Annotated in this window: 17 protein-coding genes; 10 read left to right on the top strand and 7 right to left on the bottom strand. The window is 38.7% G+C overall.

Going from position 1 to position 22,693, the window contains the following annotated elements; all coding sequences use genetic code 11:
- Positions 1–79 precede the first annotated feature (79 nt).
- The gene (locus CGC57_RS02800; RefSeq protein ID WP_095897875.1) at positions 80–922 is read right to left on the bottom strand and encodes a transketolase; all 843 of its coding nucleotides are present in this window, start codon (positions 920–922) and stop codon (positions 80–82) included.
- Between the two features lie 59 nt (positions 923–981).
- Here CGC57_RS02800 and CGC57_RS02795 point away from each other — a divergent pair, with 59 nt between their 5' ends.
- Positions 982–1,383 (top strand): DUF4834 family protein, encoded by a 402-nt coding sequence (locus CGC57_RS02795; protein WP_095897874.1) that lies wholly within the window; start codon positions 982–984, stop codon positions 1,381–1,383.
- A gap of 6 nt (positions 1,384–1,389) precedes the next feature.
- A complete protein-coding gene (locus tag CGC57_RS02790; RefSeq protein ID WP_095897873.1) occupies positions 1,390–3,795 on the top strand; it encodes a YfhO family protein in 2,406 nt (801 codons plus the stop codon).
- A gap of 3 nt (positions 3,796–3,798) precedes the next feature.
- On the opposite strand, the gene CGC57_RS02785 is transcribed toward CGC57_RS02790, so the two are convergent.
- Complete coding sequence (locus CGC57_RS02785) at positions 3,799–4,704, bottom strand: restriction endonuclease (protein ID WP_095897872.1); 906 nt, start codon at positions 4,702–4,704, stop codon at positions 3,799–3,801.
- A 295-nt stretch (positions 4,705–4,999) separates the two neighbouring features.
- Between CGC57_RS02785 and CGC57_RS02780 the strand changes: the two genes are divergently transcribed.
- From CGC57_RS02780 to CGC57_RS02745, 8 genes are all read left to right on the top strand, one after another.
- Entirely contained in the window at positions 5,000–5,947 is a 948-nt protein-coding gene (locus CGC57_RS02780) for an aminodeoxychorismate synthase component I (protein ID WP_095897871.1), read from the top strand.
- Positions 5,947–6,546, top strand: coding sequence for an aminotransferase class IV (locus CGC57_RS02775; protein ID WP_095897870.1), 600 nt, complete (start codon positions 5,947–5,949; stop codon positions 6,544–6,546). The genes CGC57_RS02780 and CGC57_RS02775 overlap by 1 nt, the downstream gene beginning before the upstream one ends.
- Positions 6,547–7,133: 587 nt before the next feature.
- Positions 7,134–8,303, top strand: a complete 1,170-nt coding sequence (locus tag CGC57_RS02770; protein ID WP_095897869.1) for a n-acyl-d-glucosamine 2-epimerase — start codon at positions 7,134–7,136, stop codon at positions 8,301–8,303.
- 6 nt (positions 8,304–8,309) lie between these two features.
- Positions 8,310–9,581: a cyclically-permuted mutarotase family protein gene (locus tag CGC57_RS02765; RefSeq protein ID WP_095897868.1), complete on the top strand. Its 1,272-nt coding sequence runs from the start codon at positions 8,310–8,312 to the stop codon at positions 9,579–9,581.
- A gap of 47 nt (positions 9,582–9,628) precedes the next feature.
- Positions 9,629–10,861, top strand: a complete 1,233-nt coding sequence (locus tag CGC57_RS02760; protein ID WP_095897867.1) for an MFS transporter — start codon at positions 9,629–9,631, stop codon at positions 10,859–10,861.
- Between the two features lie 50 nt (positions 10,862–10,911).
- Positions 10,912–11,832, top strand: a complete 921-nt coding sequence (locus CGC57_RS02755; protein ID WP_095897866.1) for a dihydrodipicolinate synthase family protein — start codon at positions 10,912–10,914, stop codon at positions 11,830–11,832.
- Between the two features lie 58 nt (positions 11,833–11,890).
- Positions 11,891–15,157 (top strand): SusC/RagA family TonB-linked outer membrane protein, encoded by a 3,267-nt coding sequence (locus CGC57_RS02750; RefSeq protein ID WP_095897865.1) that lies wholly within the window; start codon positions 11,891–11,893, stop codon positions 15,155–15,157.
- 24 nt (positions 15,158–15,181) lie between these two features.
- Positions 15,182–16,660: a RagB/SusD family nutrient uptake outer membrane protein gene (locus tag CGC57_RS02745; RefSeq protein ID WP_095897864.1), complete on the top strand. Its 1,479-nt coding sequence runs from the start codon at positions 15,182–15,184 to the stop codon at positions 16,658–16,660.
- 71 nt (positions 16,661–16,731) lie between these two features.
- Here the strand turns inward: CGC57_RS02745 and CGC57_RS02740 are convergent, their stop codons facing one another.
- From CGC57_RS02740 to mutL, 5 genes are all read right to left on the bottom strand, one after another.
- A complete protein-coding gene (locus CGC57_RS02740; RefSeq protein ID WP_095897863.1) occupies positions 16,732–18,438 on the bottom strand; it encodes a phospho-sugar mutase in 1,707 nt (568 codons plus the stop codon).
- A 90-nt stretch (positions 18,439–18,528) separates the two neighbouring features.
- Positions 18,529–19,308, bottom strand: a complete 780-nt coding sequence (locus tag CGC57_RS02735) for a carboxypeptidase-like regulatory domain-containing protein (protein ID WP_172595612.1) — start codon at positions 19,306–19,308, stop codon at positions 18,529–18,531.
- Between the two features lie 11 nt (positions 19,309–19,319).
- On the bottom strand, positions 19,320–20,024 hold the full coding sequence (locus tag CGC57_RS02730; RefSeq protein WP_095897862.1) for a carboxypeptidase-like regulatory domain-containing protein: 705 nt from the start codon (positions 20,022–20,024) through the stop codon (positions 19,320–19,322).
- Between the two features lie 20 nt (positions 20,025–20,044).
- Entirely contained in the window at positions 20,045–20,806 is a 762-nt protein-coding gene (locus CGC57_RS02725; protein ID WP_095897861.1) for a rhomboid family intramembrane serine protease, read from the bottom strand.
- Positions 20,807–20,821: 15 nt separating this feature from the next.
- Complete coding sequence (mutL, locus tag CGC57_RS02720; protein WP_095897860.1) at positions 20,822–22,660, bottom strand: DNA mismatch repair endonuclease MutL; 1,839 nt, start codon at positions 22,658–22,660, stop codon at positions 20,822–20,824.
- Positions 22,661–22,693 lie beyond the last annotated feature (33 nt).

The raw sequence follows: 22,693 nt of genomic DNA, 5'->3' as shown, positions 1-22,693 counted from the left end.
AAAAACTTTGTCAAAGACCATCTAGGGCTTTGCCAAAGTTTAATGTTTTTTCTAATTTGCAAATTCTCTAATTTGCTAATTAGTAATCGCCCAAAGTTTCAGGGTTCTGTGCTAAACCTTTAGCCAATTGTTCGTCGTTAGGAGCCTTCCCGTGCCAAGCGTGAGTGCCCATCATAAAATCTACGCCATTACCCATTTCGCTGTGGAGCAAGATACACACGGGTTTACCTTTGCCGGTTAAGGATTTGGCATCTGCCAATCCTTTTAAGATAGAAGCAATATCGTTGCCTTTTTCAATATCGATTACCTGCCATCCAAAGGCTTCCCATTTAGCGCGAAGGTTACCTAAAGGCATTACAACATCAGTAGGACCGTCAATCTGTTTGTGGTTGTAATCAACTGTAGCGATGAGGTTGTCTACCCCTTTACCGCCTGCGTACATTGCTGCTTCCCATATTTGTCCTTCTTGTAGTTCGCCATCACCGTGAAGGGTATATACAAGGTGCTTGTCGCTGTTGAGTTTTTTAGCAAGAGCTGCCCCAATAGCTACCGAAAGTCCTTGCCCTAAGGAGCCTGAAGCTACGCGTACGCCTTCCAAACCTTCGTGAGGGGTAGGGTGTCCTTGCAAGCGCGAGTTGAGCAAGCGGAAAGTATTCAGTTCGCTTATAGGGAAGAAGCCACGGCGGGCTAATACGCTGTAAAATACGGGAGATATATGTCCGTTAGAGAGGAAAAATAAATCCTCGTCTTTGCCGTCCATTGTGAAAGGCATTTTAATGTCCATTACCTCGTTGTAGAGGCAAACGAGAAACTCGGCACAGCCCAAAGAGCCTCCTGGGTGTCCTGAATTTACTTTGTGAACCATTCTTAGGATATCTCTGCGCACCTGCGTCGTAAGGTCGGTAAGTTGTTGGATATTCATTGTATTTCTTCGTTTTATATTTTGATGTGGCAAAGGTAGAAAATAATTGATAATTAACAATGAATAACGAACAAAAATATACTGAGATTTATAAATTTGCTAATTTGCTAATTTCTTTCTACCTTTGCCCCAATGAAACTAAAAAAATAGAAATGATGGCAGAAGCTTCTTTCACAGGATTTATACGAACAATCCTGATTATTATATTGATATTCTTGGGGATAAGAATCCTCCTGCGCGCTTTTGCTCCTTCTATAATGCGCTTTTTCCTCACCCGAATGAGCCAGAGAATGCAAAAGGAATTTGAACGCGCTCAAAATCAATACCAACAAAATGCTTACCAGCAAAATCTCTCTCAGCGACAAGCTGGAGAACAAACAATTATCAATAATAATCTTCATTCTAAAAACCCTCAAGCTACCAAGCAAGTAGGCGAATATATTGATTACGAAGAAATTTAATTCACAATGGTAAAGAAAATCACCCCCCACATTGTTATAATTGCGCTATTCGCAGTCATTGCGCTCGCTTTTTTCTACCCCGTATTGCAGGGGAAAGGCATATTCCAAAGCGATATTACTCAGTACACGGGTATGGCGAAAGAACGCAACGACTACCGCCAGACGGAAAACAAAGAAACTTATTGGACGAATAGTGCCTTTGGAGGTATGCCTACCTACCAGTTGGGGGCGCAATACCCTAACGACCTTGTAAAACAATTGGATAGAACACTACGCTTCTTGCCACGTCCTGCCGATTACCTCTTTTTATATTTCGTAGGATTTTATATTTTGCTCTTGGTGCTCAAAGTAGATTACAAAAATGCATTTTTGGGTGCTATTGCTTTTGGGCTCTCTACCTACCTGATTATCATCTTAGGAGCAGGACATAACTCCAAAGCACACGCTATTGCTTATTTTGCACCAGTATTAGCAGGTATCTTATTGGTTTTCCAACGGAAATACCTTTGGGGGGGCTTGCTCACAGCAGTGGCTTTGGCTTTAGAACTCTCCGCCAACCACTTCCAAATGACGTACTACCTGTTACTTTTAGTGTTGCTCTTAGGTGCAGGTCTTCTCTATAAAGCTGTTAAAGAAAAACAACTCAATGATTTTGGAAAAGCAACTGCTGTACTTGTAGGGGCAGTAGTGGTGAGTATACTTGCTAATGCAACCCTATTACTCACTACCCGTGAATATGCCGATTGGAGTACACGCAGTAAATCTACACTTACTTTTACTCCTGAGGGAACTCCTAAAAAACAAAGTAGCGGACTCTCTCACGAGTATATCACCGAATATAGTTATGGTATCACCGAATCGCTGAATCTCATTGTGCCTCGCTTGTTAGGAGGCTCTAACAGTGAAGATTTAGGTAAAGATTCTCACACTTATGAAGTTTTGTTGCAATTAGGAGCTCCCCCTGAACAAGCCTTACTGCAAACTCAGCATTTGCCTACCTATTGGGGTGACCAACCTTTGGTCGCTGCTCCTGCCTATATAGGCGCAGTAGTGTTCTTCCTCTTTGTACTGGCTCTCTTTGTGGTGAAAAACCGACTCAAATGGTGGCTCTTGGCAGGCTCGCTAATGGCGCTCGTACTCTCGTGGGGTAAAAATTTCGGTATCCTTACCGATTTTATGATTGACTATTTTCCACTCTACAACAAGTTCAGAGCCGTATCGTCTATACAAGTACTCTTGGAACTCTGTGTGCCTATATTGGCAATCGTCGGACTGCAGCAATTTCTTAAAACAGAAGAAGAACAACGCAAAAAATACTTGCTTCATACCCTTTATATCTGCTTAGGATTAATGGGAGTACTCTTGTTAGCCAAAGGATTCTTAGATTTTCAAGGTGCTAACGATGGTTACTATGCAAACCAACAAATAGTTCAAGCTATAGTGGAAGACCGCAAGAGCATCTATACCGCCGATGTGTTGAGAAGTACTGTGCTATTCCTCCTTACGGCTTTAGCTTTGTTACTCTATCAATACAAAAAAATCCCACTTAGGGGAATGCAAATTGCAATTTTAGCCTTGCTTTTCTTTGATTTGGGAGGGGTAGCCAAACGCTATGTGAATAAAGATAGTTTTGTAGATAAATACCAGATAGAAAATCCTTTCGAGGAAACTCCTGCCGATAGAGCAATTCTTCAAGATAAGAGTTATTATCGCGTATATGAACCTCAAGTGGGTATCAATGGCGCGCGTACTTCGTATTTCCACCACTCTATTGGGGGATATCACGCTGCCAAACCCAAACGCTTGCAGGAACTTTTTGATTACCAAATCGCCAAAGGTAATATGGAAGTCCTCAATATGCTGAACGTGAAGTATATAATTTTGCGTAACCAAGAAGGACAAATGCAACCCATACATAATGATGATGCCTTGGGCAGTGCGTGGTTTGTAAAACAACTCAGTTTAAAAAATAACGATAATGAGGTAATGCAGGCTTTAGAGAAATTTAAACCTGCTCAAGAAGCTTTGGCAACAGCCAATGATTTGAAAACAACCCTCCCCACACAATACACCGTCGATACAACTGCAAAAATTACACTAAAGAATGTACGTCCTGATGAACTGATATACGAAAGTAACAATCCTCACAATGGTTTGGCAGTTTTCTCCGAAATGTACTACCCTCACGGCTGGAAAGCTACTATCGATGGCAAAGAAGCGCCTATTTATCGTGTAAACTATACTTTGAGAGCGCTTTCAGTACCTGCAGGTAAACACGAAATACGCTTTGTATTTGAACCTCAAATAGTAAAAACAGGTAGCAACCTCAGTTTAGTAGGTGCTATTTTACTTATTGTATGGCTTATAGGAGGTATTGTGTTACAAGTGAGAAAACCCAAATTAGCAGATTAGTATTTAAAAGTTCTCATCAATCCCTTTGATTTCTACAATTTGTTTGGTTCGTATACCTACATTGTAGCGGATAGCTAGTTGCATCAGTCGGTCAGAGTCTATTAAGATGATTTTGTGCGAAGGGTTTTGCTTAGCTTCGGCTTTAGCTTCAGGTGAAAAGGCAGAGGTAGTGATAAATACCCCTTTGTTAGTACCTTTTAGGTTTAAGGCGCCTATGAAGTTGCGTACATCTTTAGAGGTTACCTCCATTTCCCATTTTTTAGCTTGTACATAAACCCTATCTATGCACAACTCGTCTTGGTATAGTACCCCTTCTAAACCTTCTTTTTCTTGCTTGCCAATCACCTCAAAGTTGCTAGAATCAATTCCCTTATAACCTATTTTTCTCAAAAGTTCCACAATGAAGTATTCAAAAAACGAAATAGGTTTGTTTTTGATAGATTGCAAAAGCTCAAATTTTAGTGATTGATAGAGCATTACTATTGCCTTTCCTATAATTACTTCAGGGGTTTCCTTTTCCATTTCAGTCTCTATAGGCTTTGAACTATCGGTATCTTCTTCAAACATTGTTTTCCAAGCCTTGAACTGCTCGAACTTGCGCAAAAAAGCCATATCCATCACTGACCCCATTTCTTGATAGAGTACATTTTTTCCTTCTTCAGTAATTTGGTAATAACCTTTGAGCAAACTCACAATAAGTCCCGCTTGTAAGAGGTTGTTAAGAGCCCAGTCTATGCGATTGCGAAATAGTGATTGTTTGCCATTAGGAACTCTCACTTTCATATCGTCTATAGAAAGCATAAAGTGCACCCGTAGTATCTCTACAATTTGTTCTGTAGAGTACACGCGATTATCCTTAAGTACTTCTAATAAAGGATGCATTATTTTTTGAAAATCAGGAATATTCATAGTTTTTTGGAAATGATACGACAAAGGTAAGGAATAATTAGTAAATAAACAAATTTATAGAGGCGTTAGATATTTTGTCATTTTTTACTACTTTTGCGACTTGATATTAAAAAACACTAGTTTGATATAATTAAACACTGACTTACAATTGTAATTGCATCACAATCCGTGCAAATTATAACTAATAATACAGATTCATTTGTGTTAAATCTGTGTAATTTGTGTAATCTGTGCGAGACCTTTGTAGCAAAGCTACTGATAATAAAATCTAAAAACAAAAAAAATCAAAAAACTAATGAACACTATCCATTGGAAAACTAAACTTAACAACTTCGGACAGCAACGTATCCCTTGTTTATTTATAATTGATTATAAAGGAGAAAATGGAATGGTATTTCCGCTTTCTGAACTCCCTGAGGGGATTGAATTTTCTTTTTCAGAAGAAAAAAATAACAACGCTGCTCCTATCCCTATAGAAAAATACCCTATCTCTTATACTGAATTTGAGAAAGCGTTTAATACAGTGTACAATCATTTAAAAAATGGAGATACCGAGCTCATAAACCTCACTTTTGCTACTGAAATTTCAAAAGTTCCTCTTAAAGAAATTTATCAGAATGCTTTAGCCAAGTACAAAATTCTGTACAAAGATGAATGGGTGTGTTTTTCGCCCGAAATATTTGTGAGAATAGAAGATAATCTCATCAAAACTTACCCTATGAAGGGGACTATCAGCGCAACAATCCCCGATGCCGAGGCTACACTGCTCAACAACGAAAAGGAAATCGATGAGCATCACAAGGTAGTACGCCTATTGTCCGACGATTTACAAAAAGTAGCTACCAATGTGCACACCACCCGCTTCAGATATGTAGATACTATCAAAAAATCTACGGGCGATCTTTTGCAAACAAGTTCTGAGATAGAGGGAGAGCTTCCCAATCATTGGCAAGCACATTTAGGGGATTTGTTGGCGACATTGCTCCCTGCGGGGTCTATTGCGGGTGCACCTAAAGAAAAATCGGTTGAGGTGATCGCCGAAGCCGAAAATTATGAGCGTGGTTATTACACAGGCATTGCAGGCGTTTTTGATGGTAATGCGGTAGATAGTTGTGTGCTTATTCGCTTTATCGAACATATTGGCGATAAGTATTACTACAAAAGTGGTGCAGGCATTACCGCACAAAGCCAACCGCAAAATGAATACAATGAGATTATTGAAAAAATATATATCCCTATTTAATGGAAAACCAACAATTTATAGAATCAATAAAACTCTTTAATGGTGATATTTGTCATTTAGCATATCATCAAGAGCGTGTTTGCCGTACCTTTTCACATTTCTTCCCAAGTGAAAAGATACTTTCGCTACAGGAGAGCATCAGCAAAATTGCCTTACCAGCAATCGGAAAGTACAAAATTCGTATTGTATACAATCAAAAAGACTATACAATAGAAGTCCTACCTTACCAACTCAAACCTATCAACACTATCAAATGTGTAAACGCCGATGAATACGATTATTCTTATAAATTTTTAAACCGAGAATTTCTCAACACTTTAAAACAAACTTCTGGCGCCGATGAGGTAATTTTTTTCAAAAACGGAAAAGTAACCGATAGCAGTTATGCTAATATTATCTTCTTTGATGGCAAACAATGGCTTACCCCCTCCACTTTTCTTCTCAATGGTACCTGCCGTCAGCGACTCCTTAATGAAGGTAAAATTACCGAAGCCCCTATACACTACACCGATATTCACAACTTTGAACAAATAGGCTTTATCAATGCAATGCTTGATATGGGAGAGTTTAATTTGCCAATGAGCAAGTTAGTAAAGTAGAAATGTTATGTAGGCAAACCAGCAATAGCTGGGTATGTGTTGCAAACGCCTACACACAAAAACTTTTTTGACACCCCTCCAACTGATTTACAATCACTTTTCCAGCTTTTTCCCTTTCGGGGGCTATCCCCTAGCCCCTGCCCCTAATTCCTGATGCCTGCCTCCTGATTCCTGATGCCTGCCTCCTGATTCCTGATGCCTGCCTCCTGATTCCTGATCCCTAATCTCTTCTATTTATTAAAAATATTTTATAATGTATATCTTATAAAAAACAAAAGGAGCATTAAATCCTTATGTTGTTTGGTTATTTTTAATATTTTTTGATAGATTAGATAGTTGTTTTGTATGAAAAAATAAAAATATAACAATAATCGAAAAAGAATGAAAAGTCTGTAAGATTTTAAATATATGTTATTCAGTTGATTGTATTAAAATTTTGATTGTAAGTTAAAAAAGTTAATAAAATATTTAATAAATAATTTGTATTTTAAAAATCATTATTGTACTTTTGCGGGGTGTTTTTAGATGTAAATTTAAAATTAAACATAAAACTATTAATTTTTAAAGAATAACTCAAATTTGAACCAATGGATTTTAAACAATTAGAAAAACAATACCGCGATGAACTCTTGCAAAATGTAATTCCGTTTTGGTTAGAAAAATCGCAAGATAAAGAATACGGAGGCTACTTCACCTGCCTCGATAGAGAAGGAAATGTATTCGATACTGATAAATTTATTTGGCTACAAGCTCGCGAAGTATGGCTCTTTGCAATGCTCTACAATCGTGTTGAAAAGCGTCAAGAATGGTTAGATTGTGCTATACAAGGGGCTGAGTTCCTCAAAAAATATGGTCACGACGGACAATTGAATTGGTACTTTTCATTAGACCAACAAGGCAACCCCTTGGTTGAGCCTTATAACATCTTCTCCTATACTTTTGCCACTATGGCTTTTGGTCAGTTGAGTATCGCTACAGCCAATCAAGAATATGCCGATATTGCTAAAAAAACTTTTGATATCATCCTCTCCAAACAAGAAAATCCCAAAGGCAAATGGAGTAAAGCGCACCCTGGTACGCGCTCCCTCAAGAACTTCGCCCTCCCAATGATTTTATGTAATTTAGCCCTCGAAATTGAACCTCTTTTAGAACCTTCCTTTATTGAGAAGGCAATGGAGGCTTGTATTCACGAGGTGATGGAAGTATTTTTGCGACCTGAATTGGGGGGGATAGTAGTAGAGAATGTAAATACCGATGGATCACTTTCTGATACTTTTGAAGGGCGACACCTCAACCCAGGGCACGCTATTGAGGCAATGTGGTTTATAATGGACTTAGGCAAACGCCTCAACCGCCCTGAATTGATAGAAAAAGCAGTACAAACTACCCTAACAATGCTCAACTATGGTTGGGATAAACAGTACGGGGGTATCTACTACTTTATGGATAGAAAAGCTTGCCCGCCTCAACAATTAGAATGGGATCAAAAGTTGTGGTGGGTGCATATCGAAACACTTATATCTCTCATAAAAGGATACCAACTTACCGGTAATAAAGAGTGTTTAGAGTGGTTTGAGAAAGTGCATAATTACACTTGGCAACATTTCAAAGACCCTAAACATCGCGAGTGGTGGGGCTATCTCAACCGTCAAGGCGAAGTACTCCTCGACCTCAAAGGTGGTAAATGGAAAGGCTGTTTCCACGTACCCCGTGGCTTATATCAAGTGTGGAAAACAATTGAAATGATCAATGCTTAATTGTTAATGGTTAATGATAAAAGACAAATAATGAACAGAAAAACTTTGACAAAGTCTAAGCTACTTTGCCAAAGTTTCCTGCCCGTGCGGCTCGCACCTTTGACAAAGTCTGTACTATTCGTTTTATCTCTAATAATATTGACGGCTTGTACAGAAACCCAAAAAGAACAATCTATGAAAATTGATATAACAACACTCACTACCCAAGGCTTACAAGGCGACCTTCAAAAAGGCGTCTCAGCCTCTTATGCAGCACTTATAGATGATAATCTATTAGTAGCTGGCGGCTGTAACTTTCCCGATAAATTGGGGTTTGAAGGTGGAAAAAAAGTATTTTATGACGAAATTCTTCTTTTCAATAAAACACAAAATCAATGGCAAACTATAGGCAAACTCCCCGAAGCTGCTGCTTATGGGGTTTCAGTAGCCATTCCCGATGGCTATCTGTGGATAGGCGGACAAACAGCTACAAATTCTTTAGCTAATTGCTATAAAGTGCAATACTCAAAAGAAAAAGCTCTTACCCTTAATTCTTTTCCTGCCTTGCCCGAACCGCTTGATAATTTTTCAGGGGCGAGTGTAGGTAGCAAAGTATTTGTGGCAGGTGGTAACGCTTCTGGTAAAGCCTCTAACAAAGTATTTTATATAAATACTGCTACTGACAAAGAATGGAAACAGTTACCCGATTTCCCTGGCGATGCAAGAGTACAACCAGTATTAGCTGCCATCGAAAAAGATAACGATACCCTTTTGTATGTCTTAGGGGGATTTTTCGGAGGCGATGCTACTAAAACGCCTACTATGGGTGAAAAAGTACTGGCTTTTAGCCTCAAACAACAACAGTGGCACGAAGTAGCTCTACAAGAAAACCCTAATAAAGAAATCTTTTCACTTACTGGCGCTACAGCTTTGGCTATTGACAATCGTTATATTGCTTGTTTTGGAGGTGTGAATCACAGCCTGTTCATCAATACTATTACAGACCTTTACCACTTGGGTAAAGATACTTCCCTTACAGATGAGCAACGCAAGCAGAAAAACTACGACTATATGTCGCATTATATGACCCAACCTATAGCATACTACAAATTTAACCAAGAATGCTATTTGTTTGACACCCATACAAAACAATGGTCGGTACTCAATACACAACCTGATTTTGCTCGAGCAGGTGCTACTTTAGTCGGTACCCCCAGTGAGTTTTACCTCATCCAAGGAGAACTCAAACCTGGTGTACGCAGCCCTAAAACCTATAAACTTAAAATATTGTCTAACTAAAAAGCCCTACTAAATTCTCTTCTTAAGAGAGGATAAGGGAGAATATTATGAAAAACACCAAAATATACCCTTGGATAGTAGTTGCCCTACTGTGGGTAGTAGCACTACTGAATTATTTAGACCGACAAATGCTCTCCACGATGCAGGAGTCGATGAAAATGGACATCAAAGAGCTTACTGTAGGCGATAACTTTGGTCGCCTAATGGCAATCTTTCTTCTTATCTATGGATTGATGAGCCCCATAGCAGGTGTCCTTGCCGATCGTCTTAACCGCAAGTGGATGATAGTAAGTAGCCTCTTTGTGTGGTCGGCGGTAACCTATGGAATGGGCTATGCCACTACTTTTGATCAAGTGTATTGGTTGCGCGCATTAATGGGACTTAGCGAAGCCTTATACTTAGCAACAGCCCTCTCTATGATAGCCGATTACCACAGCTCAAAAACACGTTCGTTAGCGGTAGGTATCCACATGTCGGGGCTCTATGCAGGGCAAGCCTTGGGAGGTTTTGGGGCTACCATCGCTTCTAATTATACGTGGCACACCGTCTTCCACTGGTTCGGTATTGCAGGTATTGTATATGCCGTATTCTTAGCGTTCACTTTGTTTGACATCGAAAGAAAACCCGTTGTTCCTCAGCAAGCGACTACAGTTCCTAAAAGTAGTATGGGGCAGTCACTTGCCCTTGTGTTAGGTACAGCTTCTTTTTGGATATTGCTCTTCTACTTTATGGCATCGAGCTTCCCAGGCTGGGGAACTAAAAACTGGTTGCCTACCCTCTTTTCAAACAACTTAAATGTACCAATGGCAACCGCAGGACCAATGGCAACCATTTCTATTGCAATTTCGTCTTTCTTAGGGGTACTCATCGGGGGAACCCTCTCCGATCGCTGGGTACAGACAAATATCAAAGCGCGTATCTACACTAGTACTATTGGTTTAGGTCTCACCATTCCTGCTTTGGTACTGATGGGATTTGGTAGCTCCTACGTTGCAATGATAGGCGCAACCTTGCTCTTTGGTATTGGTTATGGAATGTTCGACACGAATAATATGCCTATCTTATGCCAAATCATTCCACAGCAACAACGTGCTACGGCTTATGGCATTATGAATATGGGAGGTGTATTGGCAGGCTATACTGTTACCCGAATGCTTGGTTCTTCAACCGATACGGGTAACTTAGGAGCTGATTTCAGCAAACTCTCATTGATTATCCTAATAGCTATCATACTGATGCTCATATTCCTAAAGCCAAAAAGAGAATTGTGTGGCAAATAATTAGTAAATCGCCAAATCAATAAATTAGCAAATTAACAAATTTATAATATATGACATTTGAAAAAATCAATGGGCTAATAGTAGCGCCCTTTACACCTTTCGACAAGAAAGGTGAGGTAAATTTAGAACCTATCGATCAGTATGCTAAACTCTTGCAAAGAAATGGATTGATAGGAGTATTTATCAACGGTTCATCAGGCGAAGGCTATATGATGACAGTTGAAGAACGTATGAAAATAGCCGAGAAATGGGTGTCAGTAGCTCCCAAAGACTTCAAAGTGATTGTACACTGCGGGGCTACCTGCATCAAAGATAGCTATAAAATGGCACAACACGCCCAAGAAATTGGAGCTTTCGGTATTGGTGCTATGGCTTCACCTTTCCCAAAAGCGGGTAGGGTAGAAGAGTTGGTGAAATACTGCGAGGAAATAGCTTGTGGAGCACCTAATTTGCCTTTCTATTTCTATCATATTCCTGTCCTCAATGGGGTGTATTTGCCTATGTTGCCATTCCTCAAAGCAGCCGATGGTCGTATTCCTAACTTAGCGGGTATCAAATATACTTACGAACCGCTTTATGAGTACAACCAATGTATGCTCTACAATAACGGCAAATACGATATGCTCTACGGCTTAGACGAGACAATTCTCAATGCGCTTGTAATGGGAGGTGCTCGCGGTGGTATTAGTGGTACTGGTAGTTATATAGGAAAAGTGTTGGTAGGCATCATCGATGAATATCACAAGGGCAATATTGCTAAAGCAGCCGAGTTGCAAAACTACGCTCAAGACGTGATAAATGTAATCGCCAAATATCGTGGTAACATCGTATGTGGCAAGCGTATAATGAAGTTGTTAGGTTTAGACTTAGGTATCAACCGTACGCCTTTCCAAAATATCACCGATGAAGAAGAAGCTATCATTAAAAAAGAATTAGAAAGCATCGACTTCTTTAACAAATGCAATAAATAACTGGCAATAAAAAGCTAACTACTAAAACAGAACTAATTGAAAATAAGTATATTTGATTATGAAACAAAAGATTTTATTTTGTTCGTTTTTCTTGTTCCTTTTCACTACAATAGGTTGGGCACAAGAAAGAATAGTGAATGGAACGGTTTCTTCTGATGAAATGCCGTTGCCTGGTGCTGCTGTAGTTGTGAAAGGTACCACTCATGGTACCCAAACCGACTTTGATGGGAATTACACTCTCACTGCTAAAGAGGGTGATATTCTTGTATTTAGCTTTATAGGTTATACCACCCAAGAAAGAAAAGTAACTGGAGGAGGTAAAAATCTAACAATCAACATCAAGTTAAAAGAAGAAACTAACGCACTTGATGAGGTAGTGGTAACAGGTTATGGAGTGCAAACACGTAAAACTTTGGCTACTTCAGTTTCAAAATTAGATACTAAGGTACTAGAAAGTGCGCCACGTGCTAATGCAGCAACTGCTTTACAAGGTAGTATAGCAGGGGTTAGGGTAACTCAAGTAACAGGAAAACCAGGTACTACCCCCGAAATACAATTGCGTGGTGGTACTGGCTTTGATGGTAGTGGTTCACCTTTAGTTTTGATAGATGGTGTTCCAGGTTCTTTTTATGCCTTAAACTCCGATGATATAGAATCTATGGAGGTTTTAAAAGATGCAGCTTCTACTGCTATTTATGGAGCTCGTGCTGCGAATGGAGTTATTTTGATAACTACTAAAAAAGGGAAAGCAGGGCGTTCTAATATTACCGTTAGAACCAAATATACAATGAATCAGAAACGTGCTCTCCCTGATTATCTTGAGGCTCGTGATTTTATCTACTGGAATAGACGTGCTATCAAAAATGTACAAGACTACGGAGTGCATAACTTCGACCAATTCCTTACGGGTACTCACGCTATGGCAACAGGTAATAACACTACCGATTCACCATATACTACAATGGAACTAACCAATGCCAATCGTTATTTGCTCAACAATCCAGAATGGCAAACAATGACAGATCCGTTAGACCCTACTAAAACACTTATTTTTCAAAATAATAATGTAGGAGAACTTATTTATCAGTATAGTGACGCCAAAGATTATAGCATTTCATTTGAAGGAGGTAATGACAAAGGCTCTTACTATTTAGGATTAGGATATTTAGATGACACAGGATTGGTGTTAGGTTCTAATTTTAAACGCTATTCAGGTACTTTCAATGGTTCTTATAAAATTACAGACGACTTCAAAGTCTCTTCTAATGTTCTTTACGCCCAATCTAATAGAGTAGGGTCTTTTAGAGATGCTTTGAGTAACTATGCCAATGAAGACGATTATTTCATCTTCCAACGTTTTGCAGGGCAAGCGCCTACTTCGCGTATCTACAATACCAATCCCGATGGCAGTTCTTCTAACGAGTACAACCCTGGTAGTAACTCAGGTTTTGGTAACCCAGCTTACTACAAAGATAAATTCTTGATGGATAATATAGAACATCGTATTACAGCTTCAGTGCAATTTGATTGGAAATTACTCAAAAATCTTTCTTTGATGGCACGTGCTAGCCACTTCGCAGTACATAATACAACAGAAAGATTTTACAAATCATATATGAATAGTGGTGCTTTAGTGTCTTCTCGCCAAGCTAAAACAGCTTATGATCGCACTATGAACAATCAGGGTACCCTTACACTGAACTACAAAAATACTTTTGCCGAAAAGCATAACCTAAGCGCATTATTAGGAGGTGAATATTTCAAACAACAACAATTCACTTCTAATGCAGCTACTGAAGGCTCTCCCACTGACCTTATCCGTACCCTCAATGCGGGAGCAAAAGCAAGTGGAATTCCTTATTCTTATAAACGTGATTACAGTATAATCTCTGCCTTTGGACAGCTTAATTACGATTATGACGATCGTTATCTCTTAGGACTTACTTTCCGTTATGATGGTACTTCTAAACTACGTGATAATAAATTCGGATTTTTCCCTGGTGCTTCTGTAGGTTGGAATATTCATAATGAAGAATTTTTTAGAGAAGGAAAAATTAGCCAAGTAGTTAGCAGGTTAAAACCTCGTGTAAGTTATGGGGTAAATGGAAATATTGATGCTTTGACCATAGATAATGACTACTATTGGTTATTGGGTAAATATAGCGTACAATCTCCTTATAATGGTAAGAAAGGTTATGTAAATACTTCTGTACCTTTGTACTACTTGAAATGGGAAAAAGCTACTACGCTAAACTTCGGGTTAGACCTTGGACTATTTAACAATCGTGTAAATTTCTTAGTAGATTATTTCATTCGTGATATCTATGATAAATTGGCAGACCAAAGAATACCTATCTCTACAGGTTTCTCATCTGTGAAAATTAATAATGGTACACTACAAAACAGAGGTATTGAAATTGAAGCGAACTTCAAAGTTATCAACACCGATGATATAAAATGGAATATAGGGGCTAACTTCACTCGCGTCCGTAACCTTGTTAAAAAACTGCCTGATAACGGTAATGATAAGAATCGTATAGGAGGCCAAGAAATATGGGATCCTTCTGATCCTACCAAAACTATGTATGTAGGTGGTCGTCAGCAAGGAGAACGTGTAGGTGATGACTTAGTAGTTGGTTATCAAGATGAAGGTGTATATCATAACCAAGCAGAATTAGATCCTCATAAAGACAGACAAATCCAGTTTTATGCTGGTACGATACCTACTGCTAACAGAAAACCTATGGTAGGTGATACCCGTTGGAAAGATGTAAATGGCGATGGTATTATTGATAGTCGAGATAGAGTGGTATTGGGTAGAACAACCCCTGATTTTATAGGAGGTTTTACTACTGATTTTACCTATAAAAACATCAATCTCTTTGTGAAAACAGACTATGCAGTGGGACACTTAGTACACAATGGCGTTCGCAGTAGAGGTATTTCACAAGTACAAGGTAATATGAACTGGACATCAGAGATAAAAGATACTTGGACACCTGAGAATCCTAATGCTGATATTCCACGTTATGACTTTACCGACCCTCGTGGAAATCATAAGGCTGGTGGTGAAGGACAATTTACAGCAAGTTCTCGCTACTGGGAAAAAGGAGATTATTTAGCTTTGCGTGAAATTACTCTTAGCTATAATTTACCAGGAGCAGCAGTGAATAATGCTTTTAAAGATATTCGCTTTTTCGTTTCAGGTACTAACTTAGCTTACTTTACTAAGTATTCAGGTTATTCTCCTGAAAAAGGTGGCTGGGATAACGGACGTTTCCCTTTGCCTCGTAGCTTTACTTTTGGTATCAATGCTACTTTTTAAATAACTTTTTAAAATAGAACAAAAATGAAAAGAAATATATTATTAGGACTCTCATTGCTATTTTTGGGAGCCTGTGAATTAGAAACACCTCCTGAAAGTGATCTTACTTATACAGGATTTTGGAATAAAGAAGAAGCTGCCAAGTCAGTACACTCAGGCGTATATTCACGTTTTAGAGCTTATGGATATACAATGTGGCTGATGGGAGAACTACGCTCTGATGTATGGGGAGGTAAAGGTATTGAAAATTCACATAATCAAGACCTTTATACCAATGATATTAACATTACTAAGGTGGCATTTAATAATTGGGGAGATTGGTATACAATGCTTCATTATATCAATGATTTTATTAAAAATGCTCCTCAAACTTCTTTTAGTAATGAAAATGAGAAGAAGAATATGTTGGCACAGATGTATGGACTTAGAGCCTATATTTATTACACTATGCTAAAAAGTTGGGGAGATATACCTATTGTTACAGAACCTTTGCAAAACGTTGATAATTTAACTGCCCTTAAAAAAGCACGTGCTCCTAAAGCAGAAGTATTAGCTTTTATCAAACAAGATATCCAGAAATCGTTAGATTTGTTTGAGGGTAATGAAAACTTCTATCGTGATAACGTATATTGGTCAAAACGTGCTACCCTTATTCTTAAAGGAGATGTATTCTTGTGGTCAGGTAAAGTGTTAGCTGGTGGTGCTGCCGAATTTACTGAAGCTAAAAATGCTCTTAGCCAAGTTTCAGGAGCATTAGTGCCCTATGAAAACTTATGGGGTATTGATAACGAAAAAAATGCTGAGTTTATTTTTGCCCTAGATTATAAGAAAGATGAAGCTGAACACTTCTATAAAGTAACAACAGCACGTAATACCGATGTTAAGGATAAGTTTGATGATAGTGGTCGAAAAATTTCATCATTCTTGTATGTAGAAGGTGGTAACTATCATTCTCCTTCAGAAAAAACCTTGCGCCTAATAGATGATGTAAAAGATCAACGCCGTGCTACATTTGTACGTGTTTACTCTGATAATGTAGGGCATATTCCTTTCAATACTACTAATTATTTAGGTTCTATACTCTCAAAATTCGTAGGAAGGAATAACTCAGGTGATATAGTGAATGAAAATAACGTACCTATTTATCGCTATGCTGATGTATTATTGCTATTAGCAGAGGCTAAAAATAATTTAGGAGAAGACCCATCTACTGAGATAAATCAAGTACGTGCAAGAGCTTATGGTAGCAATTACAATGTAGCTACCCACGGTTATACCAATAGTACTCAAGCTAATAACGCTAAGGCTATTCTTGATGAACGTTACAAAGAGTTTATTGGAGAAGGTAAACGTTGGTGGGATTTACTACGTGCGGGTGATAATTTTGTATATGATGAAGTAGCTTCAATGACTTCTAATGGTACAAAAAAGAATATATATTTGCCTATTTCCCCAGCTATGATAGCAGATGATAATACACTTGTTCAAACCCCTGGTTACTAATCTTATATAGATTCTTTATATAAAAAAAGCCGGCAATTTTAAATTGTCGGCTTTTTTATTGATGAAGTGTTTTATTTTAATTTCAACTCTTCTACAATCTTTTGGATTTTATTATCCAAAATCTTTTGAGTTGCTTCAAAGTCCTCAATACGTTCTAAAGGAGTGTTCACACTGAAATAGAACTTAATTTTAGGTTCTGTACCACTAGGGCGGGCAGCTATTTTTGTACCGTTTTCAGTATAGTAAATAAGTACATTCGATTTAGGAATATTAAGTGTTGAAACTTTGCCTGTAGCTACTATGTGTGAGATAGAGGTTTGGATATCGTGTATCATTGTTACCTTTTCACCTCCAATTTCTTTTAGAGGGTTCTCGCGCAAGTTTTTCATCATTTGGGCAATTTCTTCTGAGCCTGAAATACCTTTCTTCACTAAGGAGATGAGGTATTCTTTATAGAAGCCATATTTAGTATAAGCGTGTAGTAATTCTTTGTAGAAAGAACTGCCTTTAGCTTTAGCGAATGCTGCAATCTCACAAGCTAATAGGGTAGCGGTTACAGCATCTTTGTCGCGCACAAAATCGCTTATCATATAGCCAAAACTTTCTTCGCCACCACCTATGAAAGTGAGCTCAGGGAAGTCTTTAATCATTTTGGCAATCCATTTGAAGCCAGTGAGTCCTTCTTTGTATTCCACTTTGTAGGCATCGGCGATGGCTTTTACCATAGGAGTTGAAACAATAGTAGAAGCGACAAACTCATTGCCTTTAAAGCCTTTTTTGCTTTGTTGTTCCAAGAGGAACTCAGTCATCATTACCATTGTTTGGTTACCATTGAGCAGTACCATTTTGCCGTGAAGGTCGCGAACGGCTATACCTATACGGTCGCAATCGGGGTCGGTACCTATTACGATATCTGCACCTATTTCATCGGCTTTTTTGAGTGCCATAGTAAGTGCTTCAGGCTCTTCAGGGTTAGGTGATTTTACAGTAGGGAAGTTACCATCGGGTACGGCTTGTTCTTCTACGATATGTACATTGGTAAATCCTGCGCGTTTGAGTACATCAGGTACCATTGTAATAGAAGTGCCGTGCAAAGAAGTAAATACAATTTTTAGCTTGTCTTTCTCAGGAGCATTGAAGTCGCCGTGTTTGATAGAGGCTTCGGCAAAAGCATTATCAAGCTCTTTGTCGATATAGTGAATAAGACTCTCATCAGCATTGAATTTGATGTCTTTGAAGTCAATGGCTTCAATAGCTTTCATAATATCGCCATCTTCAGGCGGTACAGTTTGTCCGCCGTCTTGCCAATATACTTTATAACCATTGTATTCTGGAGGGTTGTGAGAGGCGGTAAGCACGATACCTGCTTGGCATCCTAAATAACGTACAGTGAAGGATAATTCAGGAGTAGGACGAAGGTCGGAGAAGAGAAATACTTTAATGCCATTAGCTGCAAATACATCGGCTACTATTTTGGCAAATTTCTTAGAGTTGTTACGGCAATCGTGAGCGATAGCCACTTTTATTTCTTTGTTAGGGAAACATTTTTTGAGGTAGTTGCTCAATCCTTGGGTATTTTTTCCCAAAGTGTATTTGTTGATACGGTTGGTACCGATACCCATAATACCTCGCATACCTCCAGTACCAAACTCTAAGTTCTTGTGAAAGGCTTCGTTGAGTTCATCGGGATTTCCATCGATGAGGGCTTGAACCTTACTGCGGGTTTCTGCATCAAAAGTGTCAGAAAGCCACGCTTTTGCTGTGTCAATACTTTTCATAAAATTAATTATAAAGGCTGACTTCTATTTATATATTTTATCAGCGTTGTTTTTCGTTAGCAAAGGTACAAATTAATTATTAAATAACAATTAATTATTAACATTTTTTTTTGTTTCTTCTTTCTGTAAATTAGTTAATTCATTCCACCATTCGTATAACATAAATTCTAATTCCTTCTTCTCTTTCCGTTCTACAAGGCGATGGGCTTCGGGTTTCTCCATTATATAATAAGCCAAGGTGCCTATTTCTTCTTCCGTTAGATGATGTTCATTCTTGAGGTAGTTACTCATTTCATTTACGATGTAGTGTGCTACCATCAGGTTCTTTTCGTTGATAACTTGTTGTTTGATAATTTTTGCTTTTCCATTCAGTTGGTTGATGATAGCTATAAAATTTATCCCTACACTTCCTACTAATAATTTATAGAGAGTGAATTTATCTACTTGAAGAATATCTGCATTGGCATATTCTCGTTTTTCTTCCCAAGTGCGCTCTTTTGGGGTATGTTGTAGGATTCCTAAACTTTGGGCAGTTATCTTAGGTCTTTCACTCACACTTACTTCGTCTAAAGTAATCGTAACATCGGTCATTTTTAGAGTGACCAATCGATGTAAATCTACTTGGGTAAGACTGCGATAGAGAGTTTTCTTACCCACAAAAGTAGCTTTTAGGGTATGCCCTTTTTGAGCTTCTATTGAAAACGAACCTTCTGCATCGGTGCTTGTGTAATGCTGATTGTCTATGTTTTGAATGTGTACCCCTTCTATAGGAGCATTGTTGTAGAATACCTTTCCTCTAATGCGCGTTGTTGTTTGTCCTCTCATTGCAAAGGAGGTTATTAAGCATAATATGAGGAAAAAGGCTCTCATTGGTTCAGTAATCAATTAGTTGCTTGTGCAGCTTGCACTTCATTCCACGCTTCTAAGAGCATAAACTCCATTGGTTTGTTGTCTTTTTTGCGCACAAGCTCGTGAAATTCTGGGCGTTCCATTACAAAATAAGCTAAAATGTCTATTTCTTCTTCATTCAGTTTGAGTTCTTTTTGTAGAAAAGGACTCATATTTTCACGAATGTATTGTGCTACAGCTAAATTCTTTTCGTTGGCTACTATTTTTTTGATAATTTTTTTTTGTCCTGACAAAGTATTTAGAATCGAAACAATACCCAATCCCTTGCTAGCATATAGTCGTTTTTCAGCAAAAGTACGCTCTTGAGGGGTATGTTGCAAGATACCTAACTCTTGAGCTGATAGTTTTCGATATTGTGAGACTTGTACTTCATCTAGTTGGTTTACAGCTATATTCATTACTATGTTAAGCCCTCCAAAGCCAAAATCGGTTTTGGTAAGTACGCGATATACAGTTTCCATTCCCACAAAAGTAAATTGCAAAGTATGGCGTTCACGCGCTTTAAGGGTAAAATAGCCGTTGGCATCGGTAGTGGTGATAGCGTGAGTATAGAGGTTTAGCACGTGTACCCCCGATAGCGGAATGGTGTCGTGCATCACCCTGCCCCGCACCTCTGTTTGTGCCCATATATTGGTGCCGTACCAACACAATACAAATATGAATATAAATCGCTTCATCGCTTGTTATCTATTACTTGTTACCTGAATCTGTCCCACCTATTCTTATCAAAGCTGTGTTTTTTCCAGTACAACATAATAAGAAAGCCAATGAGAGCGCCTCCCACGTGAGCAAAGTGAGCGATATTACCACCAAAGAGAGAAAAACCTGTAAAACCTGAGAAGAGGTCTAAGGCTACAATGATAGGAATAAAATAGCGCGCAGCGATAGGGTAAGGCACGAAGAATAACATCAGTTTAGCATCGGGGAAGAACATAGCAAAAGCTACCAATATACCATAAATAGCCCCTGAAGCACCTACAGTAGGGGAAGCTATAGCAGCTGCCATATTATCAAAAGTACTCTTATTGATAATTGTTTCCCACATAGGTAAATATTTTCTGTCAGAAAGAGCGCTGATTACCTCTTCAGTTGATACACCTACATTTTGAAGAGCTTCCAATCCTTGATGTACATAGTAATAATTAACCATAGTGTGTAGCAAAGCTGCTCCTACACCACAAGAGAAATAGAAGAAGAGAAACTTATTCCGCCCCCAAATATTTTCTAAAGGAGTACCAAAAGCCCATAAAGCATACATATTGAAGAATAGGTGCATAAAATCACCGTGCATAAACATATAACTCACGTATTGCCACCACCCAAAATGAGTATTCTCGAAATAATGAAGTGCCAACAATTGTGTAAGGTCTATATTCGGGATAAGATGCAGTTCTGTAATGAGTAACAACACTGCATTGATAATAATCAGATGTAATACTGTTTTTGATATTCTTTCCATATTTAAATTAGCAAATTAGTTAATTAAGTTATCAATTTCATTTGTTGATAAACTGTAGTAAATTCGCTTTCCAAAAGGCGAAATTAACACTTCTTGACAACTAAACAAATTATTTATCAAAGTTTCTTGTTCTTCTTCACTGAGCACTTGCCCTGTTTTTACCGCTAAACTTTTGCATAAGGCTTTGGCAAATGCCTCTTTTTGAGTATTTTCGGTAGTAGGGAGCGCCTCTATATGCTGCTGCAATAGTTCGTGAAAAATATTAGGTATCTCACTATCAGTAAGGTGTAAGGGGATGCCACTTACTACTACCTTGTCGCTCTCTATAGTGAACATAAATCCACTGCTCTCAAAAAGATCGCGCAATTGGGCAATCACTTCTAATTCGTGAGGTGCAAAAGGCAGTTCGTAAGGAAACATCAACTGCTGTACTGCTGTGTGTGAAGATTGTAGATTTTTCATAAAATCTTCAAACAAAATGCGTTGGTGTGCCCTATTACAGTTGATGATGATAAGTTCCCCACCTAAAGTAGTAACTAAGTATTTTTTGGCTAATGCAATGATTTTCTTACCCTGGTTTTTAGTAGGTTCGGCTTCAAAAAGTGAACTTACTATAGTTTCTGAAGCCGATGTATCTATCGCCGATTCAATTCCCGTGTACAAACTTTCCCACGAGGCTGTTTTTTTAGGATAATTACCAAAATTAGAGCTACTTCTGCTACTGCTTCGGCTCTCGTACTCTTCTTTAAACGGATTGAAATTGGGGTCTACTTGTATTCTGGGTAATTCAGGGGCTTTATCCTTGTAGTTATATGGAATATCAAAAGTAGGGTCTTTGCTAAAATCAAGGGTAGGGGCAATGTTAAACTGACCTAAACTGTGTTTCACTGCCGATTTTAGCAAAGCGTAAATGCTGTGTTCTTCTTCAAACTTTATTTCGGTTTTTGTAGGGTGGATATTGATGTCTATCGTTGCAGGATCTACCTCCAAAGAGATGAAATACTCTGGTTTTTGGTCGGCGTGAATAAGCCCCTCATAAGCGGCTGTAATAGCGTGGTTGAGGTATTGATTTTTCACAAATCGGTGGTTTACCATCAAGAATTGCAAGTTTTTAGTCTTTGCTAAATATTCAGGTTTTACAATAAACCCACTGATTTTCACTAAAGGCGTATCTTCGGCTATGATAGGCACTAATTTTTCATTGGTTTTTCCTCCAAACAGATGCACAATGCGCTGGCGGAAATTGGTAGCAGGCAGGTTGAAGAGTTCATTGCCATTGTTGTACAAATAGAAGTGAATGGCAGGGTGTGCCAAGGCAACGCGGTGAAACTCATCAAGTATATGGCGAAATTCCACCGTATCCGATTTTAGAAAGTTGCGACGTGCTGGAATGTTAAAAAATAGGTTTTTCATCGCAATACTCGTACCCGTAGGACACACACAAGGCTCTTGGCGTGTGATTTTACTTCCTTCAATATGTATCTCGGTACCCAACTCGTCCTCAGGGCGTTTGGTTTGCATTTCCACGTGGGCAATGGCGACGATAGAAGCGAGCGCTTCCCCTCGAAATCCTTTGGTTTGCAAGTGAAAAAGGTCTTCAGCTTTTTGTATTTTAGAGGTTGCGTGACGCTCGAAAGCCATACGCGCATCGGTAGTACTCATTCCTATACCGTTGTCTATCACCTGCACAAGCGTTTTACCTGCGTCTTTGATAAGCAGTTTTATTTCGGTAGCGCGGGCATCTATAGCATTCTCCATCAGCTCTTTCACTGCCGATGCTGGACGCTGAATCACTTCTCCCGCTGCTATTTGGTTGGCTACGTGGTCCGGTAATAAACGGATAATATCACTCATTCAATTAACAATTATCAATTAACAATTTATATT

The sequence above is a fragment of the Capnocytophaga sputigena genome (genome assembly GCF_002302495.1).
Classification (GTDB): domain Bacteria; phylum Bacteroidota; class Bacteroidia; order Flavobacteriales; family Flavobacteriaceae; genus Capnocytophaga; species Capnocytophaga sputigena.
The sequence above is the reverse complement of the archived record's forward strand: the minus strand, read 5'-3'. Positions and strand labels throughout refer to the sequence as shown.

What these genes read in the sequence shown, in the direction of transcription:
- CGC57_RS02800 (WP_095897875.1), bottom strand. Translation starts at nt 922, where the DNA reads ATGAATATCCAACAACTTACCGACCTTACGACGCAGGTGCGCAGAGAT.
- CGC57_RS02795 (WP_095897874.1), top strand. Translation starts at nt 982, where the DNA reads ATGAATAACGAACAAAAATATACTGAGATTTATAAATTTGCTAATTTG.
- CGC57_RS02790 (WP_095897873.1), top strand. Translation starts at nt 1,390, where the DNA reads ATGGTAAAGAAAATCACCCCCCACATTGTTATAATTGCGCTATTCGCA.
- CGC57_RS02785 (WP_095897872.1), bottom strand. Translation starts at nt 4,704, where the DNA reads ATGAATATTCCTGATTTTCAAAAAATAATGCATCCTTTATTAGAAGTA.
- CGC57_RS02780 (WP_095897871.1), top strand. Translation starts at nt 5,000, where the DNA reads ATGAACACTATCCATTGGAAAACTAAACTTAACAACTTCGGACAGCAA.
- CGC57_RS02775 (WP_095897870.1), top strand. Translation starts at nt 5,947, where the DNA reads ATGGAAAACCAACAATTTATAGAATCAATAAAACTCTTTAATGGTGAT.
- CGC57_RS02770 (WP_095897869.1), top strand. Translation starts at nt 7,134, where the DNA reads ATGGATTTTAAACAATTAGAAAAACAATACCGCGATGAACTCTTGCAA.
- CGC57_RS02765 (WP_095897868.1), top strand. Translation starts at nt 8,310, where the DNA reads ATGGTTAATGATAAAAGACAAATAATGAACAGAAAAACTTTGACAAAG.
- CGC57_RS02760 (WP_095897867.1), top strand. Translation starts at nt 9,629, where the DNA reads ATGAAAAACACCAAAATATACCCTTGGATAGTAGTTGCCCTACTGTGG.
- CGC57_RS02755 (WP_095897866.1), top strand. Translation starts at nt 10,912, where the DNA reads ATGACATTTGAAAAAATCAATGGGCTAATAGTAGCGCCCTTTACACCT.
- CGC57_RS02750 (WP_095897865.1), top strand. Translation starts at nt 11,891, where the DNA reads ATGAAACAAAAGATTTTATTTTGTTCGTTTTTCTTGTTCCTTTTCACT.
- CGC57_RS02745 (WP_095897864.1), top strand. Translation starts at nt 15,182, where the DNA reads ATGAAAAGAAATATATTATTAGGACTCTCATTGCTATTTTTGGGAGCC.
- CGC57_RS02740 (WP_095897863.1), bottom strand. Translation starts at nt 18,438, where the DNA reads ATGAAAAGTATTGACACAGCAAAAGCGTGGCTTTCTGACACTTTTGAT.
- CGC57_RS02735 (WP_172595612.1), bottom strand. Translation starts at nt 19,308, where the DNA reads ATGAGAGCCTTTTTCCTCATATTATGCTTAATAACCTCCTTTGCAATG.
- CGC57_RS02730 (WP_095897862.1), bottom strand. Translation starts at nt 20,024, where the DNA reads ATGAAGCGATTTATATTCATATTTGTATTGTGTTGGTACGGCACCAAT.
- CGC57_RS02725 (WP_095897861.1), bottom strand. Translation starts at nt 20,806, where the DNA reads ATGGAAAGAATATCAAAAACAGTATTACATCTGATTATTATCAATGCA.
- mutL (WP_095897860.1), bottom strand. Translation starts at nt 22,660, where the DNA reads ATGAGTGATATTATCCGTTTATTACCGGACCACGTAGCCAACCAAATA.